The 12,845-nt window shown below is 46.3% G+C and carries 9 protein-coding genes and 1 pseudogene; 2 read left to right on the top strand and 8 right to left on the bottom strand.

The window, feature by feature from the left end; translation table 11 throughout:
* Positions 1-112: 112 nt before the first annotated feature.
* Positions 113-2,737, bottom strand: coding sequence for an S-layer homology domain-containing protein (locus ABMB67_RS21480; RefSeq protein WP_354573266.1), 2,625 nt, complete (start codon positions 2,735-2,737; stop codon positions 113-115).
* A 450-nt stretch (positions 2,738-3,187) separates the two neighbouring features.
* Entirely contained in the window at positions 3,188-4,711 is a 1,524-nt protein-coding gene (locus ABMB67_RS21475; protein WP_354573265.1) for an S-layer homology domain-containing protein, read from the bottom strand.
* A 426-nt stretch (positions 4,712-5,137) separates the two neighbouring features.
* Here ABMB67_RS21475 and ABMB67_RS21470 point away from each other — a divergent pair, with 426 nt between their 5' ends.
* Positions 5,138-5,689, top strand: a complete 552-nt coding sequence (locus tag ABMB67_RS21470) for a DUF3231 family protein (protein ID WP_354573264.1) — start codon at positions 5,138-5,140, stop codon at positions 5,687-5,689.
* Here the strand turns inward: ABMB67_RS21470 and ABMB67_RS21465 are convergent, their stop codons facing one another.
* Together ABMB67_RS21465 and ABMB67_RS21460 are read right to left on the bottom strand one after the other, a co-directional pair.
* On the bottom strand, positions 5,690-6,412 hold the full coding sequence (locus tag ABMB67_RS21465) for an AAA family ATPase (protein WP_251224361.1): 723 nt from the start codon (positions 6,410-6,412) through the stop codon (positions 5,690-5,692).
* A 170-nt stretch (positions 6,413-6,582) separates the two neighbouring features.
* Complete coding sequence (locus ABMB67_RS21460) at positions 6,583-6,774, bottom strand: hypothetical protein (RefSeq protein ID WP_354573263.1); 192 nt, start codon at positions 6,772-6,774, stop codon at positions 6,583-6,585.
* Between the two features lie 118 nt (positions 6,775-6,892).
* On the opposite strand from ABMB67_RS21460, the pseudogene ABMB67_RS21455 reads away from it, so the two are divergent.
* Positions 6,893-7,035, top strand: a pseudogene (locus tag ABMB67_RS21455) (transposase); the annotation flags it as partial.
* A 120-nt stretch (positions 7,036-7,155) separates the two neighbouring features.
* Here ABMB67_RS21455 and gerQ read toward each other — a convergent pair.
* The 4 genes from gerQ to ABMB67_RS21435 all read right to left on the bottom strand — a co-directional run bounded on the left by gerQ (position 7,156) and on the right by ABMB67_RS21435 (position 12,731).
* Entirely contained in the window at positions 7,156-7,620 is a 465-nt protein-coding gene (gerQ, locus tag ABMB67_RS21450; RefSeq protein WP_354573262.1) for a spore coat protein GerQ, read from the bottom strand.
* Between the two features lie 24 nt (positions 7,621-7,644).
* Positions 7,645-8,121, bottom strand: a complete 477-nt coding sequence (locus ABMB67_RS21445) for a cell wall hydrolase (RefSeq protein ID WP_251224359.1) — start codon at positions 8,119-8,121, stop codon at positions 7,645-7,647.
* A gap of 510 nt (positions 8,122-8,631) precedes the next feature.
* Entirely contained in the window at positions 8,632-10,203 is a 1,572-nt protein-coding gene (locus tag ABMB67_RS21440; RefSeq protein ID WP_354573261.1) for a stalk domain-containing protein, read from the bottom strand.
* Positions 10,204-10,217: 14 nt separating this feature from the next.
* On the bottom strand, positions 10,218-12,731 hold the full coding sequence (locus ABMB67_RS21435) for an Ig-like domain-containing protein (RefSeq protein ID WP_354573260.1): 2,514 nt from the start codon (positions 12,729-12,731) through the stop codon (positions 10,218-10,220).
* Positions 12,732-12,845: the final 114 nt, after the last annotated feature.

Here is a 12,845-nt window from a genome sequence, read left to right as displayed (position 1 = left end):
GGCCATTATAGGCTTCTTTGTCATGCTTACATTTCTATTTTACGAAAGCTTTACCCTTCTCCTATTACTGCTTGACTTTATATAGTTAGTCTCTTTCATTCATTTACAATTTTTAGTTAACATCGACAGTAACAACAGTCGTAATTAACGCATTGTTCGCACCACTGCGGTTAAGACGAAGAACGATGGAGCCTTCCGTACCAGCAGCAAAGCCGCTTTCTAATTCTGCATCACCTAAGAAGATGTCACCATCTTCATCAGTATAGAATCCGGCATCGCTCACGTTCACAGAGAACGCGCTGATTGTCGCGACACTTACTGTCTCATTGTCATCACTTAGGCTAATGACTAACTCATTGTCATCACTAACCGCGTAAGTCACTTCAGCCTCTCCTCTTTCACCTGAGAAAGTAAGAGAATCAATGATGTCTTCAACAGCTAACGCTTCTGTTGATGTGATGTCAAGACCATCAACGAATGATGCTCCAGCAAGCGCAGGTGTTGTGTCAGCGACTGTCACTTCTGTCTCATAACGAACGATTGATCCTTCTTTCACTTGAACCGTTGCCGTACCTTCAGCAACAGCTTCCACCGTGAAGCGACCATCCGTTGAATCAGCGGCCGGTGTGCCTCCTACTTCAAGCACGTCCTCATTTGAAGATTCAATCGTATAACGACCTTCCGCATTGAAGTTATGACCGCCGATCTTCAAGCCTGATTCATTGTACTCGTTAAGAACAAGTTCAAGTGTATTGTTATCGGCATTGAACGGATTCACATCGACTTCTACATCTCTGGATGGATTGACAAGCTCAATCGAGCGGCTGGCAACCTCAAGGTCTGCATCAACAGTTACATCAAGGGAAGCCAAAACATCTCCTGCTTCATTGACGATTTCCAATGTGCCAGTCCCTTCGTTGGCGCTATCTGCGCTTACATCCACGACAACTTTTCCTTCACGGTCTGTACCGTCAGCAGGATCATAGGCAGCTGTTAGAATCGTTTCCTCATCGCTGTTTTCAACAGCTTCAATCGATTCAGCAAATCCTTTTACCGCATCGCCAAACTGGTCTCTTACCGTTAAAGCGAAGTTATCAGTGCCGTTGATAACAAGACCGATTTCATCCTTGGAAACTTCAGCTTCTGTCGCTTCTCTTTCCTCAGAGGTCACAGTCGCTTCAACTTCATAGTCAACGCCGCCAGCTGTAATCGTGAATGTCACGTCTCCATCAGAAATTGGCGTAATCACGCCATCCTCGTCAATTAAGGCAACCGTCTGATCGGAAGAAGAGAATTCAAATACGCGCTCTCCACCTTCCACGTGATCGGCAGCTAAGCGAGTTGTTTCACCATCGCGGTATTCAACAGCAATATCAGCAAGGCTGATGTTATCATCAGATGTACTAATCACGCCACTTTCGCTGTTGACATCATCATTGAAAAGAATGTCTGCGCCGTCAATTGACACAATCGATGTTGCGAAGCTTTCAACGCTCACAGTTGTCACGTCAGACGTCAGTTCGAAGTCATTCTCTCCTGTTACTCTTACTTGATAATCGAAAGATTCACCTGCTTGCAGGCTCGCTGCATCAAGCTCTCCCGTACGTGCATCAGCAACTACATCATCATTTGAAGCAAGGAATTCAAACTCATAGCCCATATCTTCGAGATAAGCGATTGGCAGAGCTTCACCGTTCACTGAGAATGTTAAGAACTGCTCTTCTGCTTCCGCATCGACAGTTGTTGTTGTTCCAACAATTTCTTCGATTTCAAGCGCCTCAACAGTAAATTCCGCTTCAGCTGTCAGCGCCTCTTCATCTTCGCCGACTGTAACACGGGCGACATAATCACCTAGTGGAAGCTGGCTGAAATCAGCTGCAGCGACACCTGCTTCAACTGGAACAGACTCAGAATAAGCAGCTTCTCCATCTGTATCGCCATTTGCAAAAATTTCAATTGTAGCACCAAGTCCGGCCGTTGCACCAGCAACATCAACGCTGACGTTTGTCACGCCTGTGTTGCTTGTTGCCACTTCCACATTACCGAGGCTCAGCTCTTCATCTTCCTCTTCGTAGCCAATCCGCTCGCTCGGTACTTCTGTACGGTGTAAGAACGCAGCTGATTCAGCGCGAAGCACCGTTGCGCCCGGATCAAAGGTTCCGTTTGTCCGACCGCCAACAATTCCAAGATTAACAAGCGTTTCAACTGCTCCTTCATACCAAGAACCAGCTACAACGTCCGGGAACGTCGTGTTGTTTCCTGTTCCTTCTTCCGCTTCAAGCATATACGCAGCCTTTACCATTACAGCAAATTCAGCACGGGTTACGGTAGCATTCGGGCGGAAAGATCCATCCGGGAAGCCGTTCAGAATGCCGCGTTCTACTAACGCTGCGACTGGAGCTGTGTACCATACACCGTTCTTTGTATCTGTGAAATTAAGGGTTGCGTTTGCATCTGTACCAATCTCAAGTGAGTCGGCGATCATTTTTGCAGCTTCTGCACGAGTCAACGTTCCTAATGGACGAAGTGTACCGTCTGTATAGCCGCCAAGAACTCCTTTGTCAACCAAATAATTTACATTATCATAATACCAAGCATTTTCATCAACATCAGAGAACTGACTGGCGTCTGCGCTTACAGTCAATGGAGAGACAACCGGCGCAGCAATCGTGGCCACCATAGCCGTCGCGATTCCTGTCGCCATATACTTACGGTACGCTTTAGAGTGCTTGTTCATCGAAAATAATTCCTCCTTATTAGTAAGAAAATAATCAAAGTGACAGTGACTCCGTTCCGATCCAGCATCCAATCCTGATCAGCATTCCCAATAGAATTCACTGACCCCCTTCATTCATCTACCATAAATTCTCGTCTCGTAAACTACTTTTGTTCACTTTTTGAGAATTTCAGATTATTTTATGTATTTTGTCTCTACTTTCCCAAAAATAATTGGCGATGAAATGAATGTAAAAGACAAGCTCAGTTCGAAGTACATGTTCATCTTAGATTTATTAAACCTTTTATTCAATCGTGCATTGATGGAAGACTCACTAAAGGTTAGCGAGATTGAGAGATTTATCCTTAATCTGGTCAATAATACTAATCACCCTTCCTGCAAAACAAAAAGAGCAGAATCGAAAGGCTTATGCCTTTTCACCTGCTCTTTTCTCTATCCAGTTATCTTCCATTACCTCTTTACAAACACAACATCATCGTCCTTATTTAAGAAGACGGTGACCCGGCGTCCTTCAAGCTCTTCCGCTATTTTTAAGTCAAAATCATAGAGACGTTCATCCCGTTGAGCCCAGTAATAACCGTCATATTCATAGAAGTCATCGTCAATGTCGACACCGTCTGCAAAGACAGCGTCAATTCTGCCTGTAAGGAGGTTTGTACACACTTCCACCACCTTGTCGCTGCTGTTGAATAGGAGGAGGTCACCTTGCTTCACCTCTTCCGCGCTAATTGTTTTATGACCTTTAACAATGACATCATAATCGGCTAAATCGATTTCATCATGCAAGCCGCGGACCGTCGTGCCTTCAAGCCCTTCGATATAGATAAACTCATCCAGCTTAAATTGGTTGATAAATTTGCTGTTCTTTTTAACATCCTTGGCCTCATTCGTCAATTTGTAAAGAGTCAGTTCCCCTAAGCTGTTGTGCCAAATATCGGCTTCCCGATTAAAGGCATCCACAAAATCGATTTCTATCTCCGCAGGCACCTCTAGTATGATTTTTTGCCCATTTCCATAGGAAATGCTGATCTCTCTGTCCGTCACATCGACTTCCGTTATTTTAGCTTTAGGAATCCGAAGATACTCGTTGCGATAATAATGATACGTGCTCGTTTCTCCTGCCACGGTATATTGAATTGTGTAATCTGCCACAGCGAGCAGTCCCGCCCCGTGATACATTGTGACGAGCGCTTTTCGGCCGTCTTCCATTAGCTCGATGCTCTCGACGCCATGCTTTTGCCCGGAGGCTGTATGAAAAATAGAAAATTGCGATTTATCAACCGAATGAACCGGCTCGCTAAAGGTCAGTTCAAGAAACCGTCCATCCGAGCTTAATGCTTCGACTTCAACAATTTCGGTCGCTGTCTCATTTGGAACTGGAACGGTCTCCCTTGTCGCTTCATTTGCCCGATGAATGAGCACGGCCGCCTGGGCCCATGTTAGCGTCTCATCCGGCTTGTAAAGATCGGGTGTTACTCCTGTGACAATTCCTTCTGACACCAGCCCTGCTATGTAATTTGCCGCCCAATGGGAATCAGACAGATCAGAAAAAGGTAGCTCCTTCCCGCCTGGCTCAATGTGATAGGCTAGTGAGAGAACCTTGGTAATTTCAGCCCGAGTCAGGCTGTCCTCGGGGCGAAAGCTTCCATCCGGATACCCGTTCATCATTTGGGCAGCAGTGACAGCCCGGACGGCTTCCACATCATGTTTTTCCTCTTCAACATCAGGAAAGGAATAAGCAGACAGCTCCTCCTCAAGTGGTAAGGCACGCATGATGAGCGATGCAAATTCAGCACGCGTAATCTCTGCATCGGCGATAAACTGCCCCGGTTTAAGAATACCTCGTTCCGTTAACTCCTCCACCTCAGTCGAATACCAGCTTTCCCCCGAGACAGGAGCAACGGTTGTGACAATAAAAGCGATTACGAAAAAGAATACAATAAGACCAGACCTTTTAGCTTTATCGTGTTTCACAGCTCTCCATTTCCTCCTTTTTATTGATATAGATAATCATTATCACTAAAAAACAAACAAAAAAAGAAACTCCTTTGAGTTTAATCCTCCTTTCTCCCTACAAATAACTGATAACGATTATCATTACTAATTATGATAAACTGTGTAATTTCATTTGTCAAAGGATAATTGATAATCATTTTCAATAAATAGCCTTCTGTTTTTCGTATAATCGTCTTATCTTTGGTCATTACTAATAACACAACTTGAAAAAGGAGCCACCTTTTATGTCGAATTACCATAAAAAGCTTTTAGTTCTTATTTGGATGGGGGTTGGCAGTACATTACTCACCTGCCTATTCAGTACCATTTTGATTCTTTCATCCCGCCGCATACTTTCTAAATTAAATCAGCTTGCAACGATTCCATTACAGGGGAGATGATTCCATGCCGATTCATGCAGTCGAAGCCTTAACAAAAGTTCTACATAGCTTATACGACGATGATAGTAAACCACCTATACATGTGGGAGAGGTGATGACTTGCTGGACGTATTTAGCCTTGTTAGAAGAAACCGTGGTGCTTGAACAAATTTGCTTAAATACGACAGAAGATACCGAACTGCAGGAGCTTCTTAAAAAGATTCAAAGCAAGTGCAGTGATCAAGTGACAACACTAAAAAAGTTCCTGCAACAGGAAGGCGTCCCACTTCCGCCAGCCTCTGAACAAAAGCCGGACTCTGACCCACGAGCCATCCCAGAAGGGGCAAAAAAGACCGACTCGGAAATAGCCAGTGCCGTCAGCGCAAAGCTGGCTACCTCTATCACCTTATGTGCCACTGGAATCTCACAATCGGTCCGAAATGATGTCAGTATAATGCTACTGAAATTCCAAATGGAAGCGGTCAATGTATCCGCTATTTTAAAAGCATCAATGAAAAAACGCGGTTGGCTCAAGGTGCCTCCTGCATACTTTCCACCTGGATCGCCAGCAGAATAGTCACTCATCGGCAAAAAGCTCAGCCAGCATTTTCTCGCGATGCTGAAGAAAATATTTCGTTAGTTGATAATGTTCCGTTTCTTCATATCTCGTTAAAGAGATGCGGCCATCATCGAAACTGAAAATATCCGCTTCCGGATACCCTAATAAAATCGGCGAATGGGTAGCAATGATAAACTGAGCCTGCTTATTCGCCGTTAAATCACGCATAATCCTTAAAAATGTCAGCTGCCTCGCTGGTGAGAGGGCCGCCTCCGGTTCATCAAGCAAATAAATCGCCTTTCCTTTAAAACGATGGAGAAAAAGCGAGAGGAAGGACTCCCCGTGCGACTGCTGATGAAGCGAACGACCGCCATAATCTTTAAAGCCATTCTCATCAACCTCCTCAATATGAGTCGCAAACTGATAAAACGATTCCGCCCGTAAAAAGAACCCGTTTGTCAGCTTTGGCATCCACGACAGACGGATATGTTCACTTAACGACGCCTCCGCCGCATGCACCTCATAAAAATTGTTTCGTCCCCCTCCCGCTGTATGAAAGTCACATTTATCGGCAATCGCCTCAAGCAGCGTCGATTTGCCTGACCCGTTTTCCCCGACGAAAAACGTCACGCTTTTCGTCAGCTCAAGCTCGTTCAAGCTGCTAATCGCCGGAATTGAATAAGGATAACGGTCAAATGAGGAAATGTCGTCACGCAATAAAGTTATTCTCTTTAAATACATAAATCGGTTCCTTTCGATTGATTTGGTTCCTTTATTGTAGCATGGCTATATGACATAACCCATTTGTACAAAAAAAGATATGAGCCTTCCTACATCTTCGTAGCAAGGCTCATTTCAATTGTTTCAAATTACATCCATCTTCTTATATAATCCATAAAAATAAATAAGACCTACATATATTTAAACAGGATAAAGAGCCAATATACTGGCTCTTTCAGTCTGTCGACAAAGTCTCGCAAAAGCGAGACGGTCGACAGGCTTTTTCGGTAGTCAGGGTTTAGCTCTTCGACCTCGCTCCCGGGATGGGGGGCACGCTTTCCGCAGGAGGGCGTTGAACTAACCGGCACGCCGGTGGATTTCAACCTGCCCTCTCCTCCTGCAGGAGTCGGCCCTCCCATCCCGCCCGCTTTTTCTAGTAGAATTTAATAAGGGACAGTTGGCAGGATGAAGCCGGACACTAACGGCATACAGATAGAAATAAAGATTTACACAAAGCGTCAAGAAACGATGGAACGTGTCTTTACAGATTTGAAACAAAAGCTTGGGTTGCGTTTGACAAACCTGAAAAGAGTGAAAAAAATTTGATGCAGGGGACGCTTGTTGCCATGAACCTAAAAAAAGTCTGAAGGAGCCAATATTACTGGCTCTTGTTAGCTTCCTTATCTCTTTTCACTCTTTCAAAAAATGCTTTCCGTCCATATACCACCGATCATTGGCAGCTTGTTTTTTAGTGTTCTATTCCATTACTCCGATACTTCCATGGTCGCCTGGATTTCCGGACTAATTTCCGTGTGAGGATAGTTAATTCGTTCTTCAAATTCTACCCAGTCAAGGTTTGCTATCATCAGCAAGTAGCGTTTACCGCTAGCAGGGTCGCTGATGATGATGTGGTCACGGCCAGCTGTTTCAATACGACCACGGTAAACCATAGCATTCCATTCGCTGTTCCCTTGGTACGTAAAGTAGAAAGTACCAACCTTACCTTTGTTGAAGCGCAGGATATTTTCGATAAACGATTCTTCAATCCTGCCTGTCGGTAGCTGCTGCCCAGTTCCCATCGGAACAACCGGCACAGAATACGCAGGTCCAGAAGGTATACCCGCCTGGAGGCCGTTAAAGTTTTGCGGGGCATCGCTCCCCATCATAGTAGCTGGTTGAAAACCAGTCTGATTGCTCATTGGATAAAAACTAGAATTTCCATTATTCACGAGAAAGCCATCTCCTTTTTTCATTTATCTATAAAACTCTGGGCAGTAGCCCGGTACACCGACATAGAAGCAATGATTCTTGTGTGCAAAGTCGAACTGTGTCATAGGGGATCTTGGCATCGTAGCCGTGCAAGGCTCTCGGTATGTTTGCCCCGGACTCGGATTAAAGAACCACAAATTCATTCGGGACCGTGGGTTCCTATGACCTTGCAACAAATTTCTAGCTCTCTGGAGGTCTTCTTCAGTAGGACGCTGTGTATACAAGGCTCCATTTAAAACAGGCTCGAAGTGAGGAATTTCCGTTCCCGGTATCGTTTGATAAATAGCATGTCGGATATTACGTAAATTGGCGAAGTCCGGCTCACAGTCTGCCTCAACCCGATTGGCTACAACCGTTCCAACCATTTCCATTCCTTCGGCGCCTTCACCAATGGCCTCCGCCAGCATGAGCCTTGCTAAAGCATTCACGTCATTTTCCGTATGTTTGATTCGCCTACCCATTTTTCTCACCCCTTTGCTTATACAGTAACTTACTGCCTGTAGCCCGTTTTCGTAGCTTGCCTATCCGCCCAAATCTTGAAAACTGCAAATAAAGTGAAACTTCCTCCGGTGGGGCTTTTCTTTCCTTCCCCACTTACTAGTAGTGGACCCAGAAGAGTGTGCCAGCGCACTGAATGAGAGTAAGACAGATGATATATCTGAACGTTTCCTCCTGCCCCGCAGTTAATGAATCCTTTCGTACTCTATGTATGTTTGCCTATACTTGAAACGGCGAATGCCTATATAAATTTTACCCGTATGAGAAAATAACCCAGCTGGTTCTGTAAGTGACCTTTCGCAAAAAGAGTTGTTGCATACTTTATGGTTGAGTGCTTCAGCACGTTTTAAAAACCACTTCAGGATTTTTAATCAGGCGGCGAAAAAAGACGGCGGTTCCGTACCGCGCAAAGTAAGTACCCGCGCAGACGTCACTCGCCGCCTCAATCAGCCTTTTGGCTCTATCTACCATTCTTATTTATCACGTAATATAACTGTTTTTAACGGGGCATGCCATTGGACATCAAGCGCGAACTCCTCAGAGAAGAAGCGTAACGGAACCATAAAACGATCCCCTTCAATATACGGAGCTGCATCAAGCTCTTTCGTATAGGTCTCATCCTCCGTTTTCACCTTCATCGTCCGGCTGCCCACCTCCATGTCAATCGAGGTGTTTCCTTTGCGCAGCGTTACGGTTTGCGACTGATAGGAGCTCGTATAGCCAAAAGCTTCGACAACGGCGCGGACAGGAACCATCGTCCGGCCATTTTTCAGCTCAGGCTGCGTATCAAATACAATCCGCTCCTGTCCGTAAACGACCTTGATCTCTTCATTTTGCGGAAGCTCCGGCAACTTGTACAGCGACCACCTTTTGATCAGGTTGTTTCCAGAATCAGCAATATACATATCACCGTTCTCATTTACCGCGACATCGGTCGGTTCCCTGAGCAAATTATGGCCATTCATGCCATCCCGGTCCCCGGCCAGACCTTCCCCGCTGCCAGCCAGTGTGCTCACCGTACCGTTGTGCAAATAACGGACCGCATGATTGAGACTGTCGGCAATCACAACGCCGCCATCAGCTGTTGCCGCCAGCCCTCGCGGTGCATGGAAACGAGCTGCATGCGCCGCACCGTCAGCAAAGCCTCCCCTCGCAAAAAGCTCCTGACCCTGCTCAAGCTGCCGTGCCGCCGTGACATCTCCGGCCACGGTCGTCACTTCGCCAGCCGCCAAATCAATGTAGCGAATCAGTTGATTGCCAGTATCACTTACATAGAGATTGCCAGCGTCGTCCAGCGCCAGGCCAGAAGGTTCATTAAATTTCGCTTCGGCCAGCGTCCCATCCGCATAATCACCGGCCAACAAAGGCACGCCCTCCACCACTTCGACATAACGCTCTGAAGCCGCAGTCAACGTCTCTACTTCTCCATCGACGATCCGTCTAATGAGATGGTTGCCACGGTCGGCGACATAAATCGTTCCATCGTCGGCAACAGCGACATCCGATGGATGATCAAAGCGGGCCTCCTCGCCGGCTCCGTCGCTGCTGCCGGCAACGCCATCACCAGCCACAGTCGTCACTTCCCCAGACAGAGAAATTCGCCGGATCGCATGATTATTTGTATCGGCGATGTATACTGTCCCATCCTCGGCGATCGCTATTCCTTGCGGACGCTGGAATGTCGCTTCCTCGGCCGCGCCGTCAAGCAAAGCGCCGACAGGAAGCCCATAAGCATCAACCGGCAGCCCTTCTATTCCAGCATAGGTCGTCACTTGACCACCTTTTGCGAGCTTGATCAGCTGATTGCGTGTATCAGCGACAAGCAGTGATCCATCAGGAAGGAGGGCTATTCCTTGAGGCATTCTGACTCCTGCCTCAAGCAATTGACCATTTTCATGTGTATACTGCCCGCTGCCGAGATAGACGGCAACTTCTGAAAGAAGCGCACCGTCTTCGCCGTAAATCGGCTCAGCGGCAGCGATGCTTGCTCCGCCTCCCAGCCAGATTATTGTCAGGAGCAGAAAGAGTTTTATTCGCTTTATCATGTTCTCCCTACTTTCTATAAGCTATCATCAGCGGCACTAGAATTAACTTCTTCTTTAATTTGTTCAGACCCGTCGACAGAATTAAAGCTGACAATCAGCGTATCTTTGGTTCCTTGAAGTGTAATCAACAGCTCATCCTCCTCAATTAAATCCAGTGCTACAATATCCAAAGGGGGTTCCTCATCCGAATTATAAACTTTCACATCATATCGAAGACCATTTACAATTAGCTGCTTACCATCACGCTCGACCGGTCCTGAGAAAACGATTTTTGCCGTCATTTGGTCTTCGCCTTCCTCTTCCTCCCTATTTAGCGTGCCTTCTTCAATAAATGTAAATGGGATATGCTTCGTCTCACTGAATAAGCGGTTCGAATAAATTACTTTTATGTTGCCATTCCATTCCGTAGCATTAATGACGAAGCTTTCATCTATTTTCTCCCATCGCCCGTCTGTTGTTTGATAATATAAATGACCCTCTACAGCTGGATCGTATGGCTCTTCGGAATTTCTGATCATGAATTCCTTATCAATAAGTCCAAAGCTTACAGGGAAATCATAAAGTTCCGCCTTCTCAGCATAGAAGACACCATATATTCCGTTAATGTTTTCCACCGTCGCACTCGCGATTCCATTCTCAATCGTCGTCGGCTGATAGGTCCAGTCATCATCACCCTCACGATAGAAAATACCTACTTCGTCTTCATTTGCTCCATCTTCTACGATAAATTGCAGCTTAGTGCTGCCACCTTCTATTCCAAATACCTCGTACTGCAACACTGCCCCTGCAGGATTGAGGCCGGTTATTAATTGCTCCGTAAATTCAACTGGTAAAACGTTCACACCTCCCCCTTCATCTGATATATAGGGATCATTAAATTCAATCGACCCACCTTGTAATGGAATGGCTGTCTGTTCAGGCCCCACATCAATGTCACCATAAGGGGCAAATACCGTAACTTCCAACGTCACTTCTCTTCCTAGACCAGCAATCGTACCGGTGAGCGTGTAGTAGCCATACGTCGATGTATCAATGGCGTTATTCCACTGCACGGGTGCATTCCGAGTCGTTCCATTACTCATCATCACCTCGACTTGTGTAGGAGGAGTAAAGGTTGCACCCGCTTCAATCTTAACCGGCTCCGGCTGAATGACCTCTACAATAGTTGGTGAAGGACTGCTTCCACCGCCTCCCCCTGAACCACCACTTGGCGGACGAGATGGCGGTGGTGGTGGCGCTGACGGTTGCCGCTGCTCCCGCTCCTGCTGAGCTCGCTCCCGTTCCTCCGCGCGCAGCCGATCTGCGTCTTCAAACCGCATTCGATCTGCTTCCGGCAACTGCTCGAGGTAACGATTGAGTGCGTTATTTCTCGCTTCCTCAGCCGCCCGCTCGTTCGCTTCCTGCTGCTGACGTTGCTGCTCCTGTATTCTTTCTAACAGCTCTCTGTTCCGCTCCTCATACTGTTCCCTTTGTTGCTCGCGTCGTTCCTGCTCTTCTCTTTTTTGCTGATTCAGGCGCTCCCGTTCTTCCAGCGCCTGTCTTGCCCCTTCACCTCTAAGATCCTCCAGTGGCGGGACATTATCGAGATCAATTGGAGAAGAAGATCCTTGATTATTTATCTCCTCTATCAGCTGCTCCATACATTCTCTATCTACCGTTCCACTTTCCAATGCTTGTTTTATAATATTCCCGACAAGGTTCTCTAGATTTCGGGAAAGTCGGTCCACTTCTTCGGGATCCGGCCCGTCTTCATCCATAGCCAACCAATCCTGACTAGCGTAGCCATTTATGATATCCTGCCTTCTCTGCTCGTTTTCCTGCTCAATTCTTTCCTTATTCTCTAACAGCATGCGGAGGGCTTCCTCTTTTATTTGATCGGGAAGCTGGTTAATATCCAACTGGCTAACTACAGCATTTCTCGCTAAAGCATTTGAATTGGCATTTATCTGCTGACCAGGATATGCTATTAATGCTGGATAATCCGTTGGTCTCAGCGACTGCGTGGTAACCACGCCCGAATAAACATAAGTAGTCGGAAGCCCCGTTACCGGATCAATCGAAATTGAAAAATGGGTTCCCCGCGCCGAAAAAGCGGCCTCCGAGTTGACAATTTCAAATGTATCGGCCGATTCATAAAGCGGTTCCACCTCTGCATAAACCGAGCCTGCCAGCATTTGCAGCCTCGTTTGTTTTACACCATTTCTTTCAGAAAGCGTTGCGGCATACAGCTCGGTATTTTCAGTCAGGACAAGCGAATCATCACGATCCTTGCTGCTGATTGTTGCCGAGGAACCGTCTTCCGTACGAAGCATATCCCCTTCCTGAAAAATCGTGCCAGGATAAACCAGCACTTCTTTTGCTCCTCCCGCCTTTTGAATGAAGACATCACCAACAACGTTGTCGACGACAAAAGAACGCTCTCCTTTCCCAGCGGCAAAAGCCGGCGGCATCACACTAAAAAAAATAAGAAAAAAGACGATAGAACTAATAAGGCAACTTAAAGCACGCTTTCCCGCTTTCCCTTTCATACTTTTTACTCCTCTCGGTATTTTCGAAATCTTCTTACATTATAAATCCATTTTCTCATATTTCCTACTCTATTTTTTTCAGATTCACCTAAAAAAATCTCTATTAAAAAAGGG

This window comes from Halalkalibacter oceani, assembly GCF_040544555.1.
GTDB lineage: Bacteria > Bacillota > Bacilli > Bacillales > Bacillaceae_D > Halalkalibacter > Halalkalibacter oceani.
Note: the sequence above shows the minus strand (reverse complement) of the source record. Positions and strands in the feature narration are given on the sequence as shown.

Coding starts and splice junctions, on each gene's coding strand:
- ABMB67_RS21440 (WP_354573261.1), bottom strand. CDS start 10,203: ATGATAAAGCGAATAAAACTCTTTCTGCTCCTGACAATAATCTGGCTG.
- ABMB67_RS21470 (WP_354573264.1), top strand. CDS start 5,138: ATGCCGATTCATGCAGTCGAAGCCTTAACAAAAGTTCTACATAGCTTA.
- ABMB67_RS21435 (WP_354573260.1), bottom strand. CDS start 12,731: ATGAAAGGGAAAGCGGGAAAGCGTGCTTTAAGTTGCCTTATTAGTTCT.
- ABMB67_RS21465 (WP_251224361.1), bottom strand. CDS start 6,412: ATGTATTTAAAGAGAATAACTTTATTGCGTGACGACATTTCCTCATTT.
- ABMB67_RS21445 (WP_251224359.1), bottom strand. CDS start 8,121: ATGGGTAGGCGAATCAAACATACGGAAAATGACGTGAATGCTTTAGCA.
- ABMB67_RS21480 (WP_354573266.1), bottom strand. CDS start 2,737: ATGAACAAGCACTCTAAAGCGTACCGTAAGTATATGGCGACAGGAATC.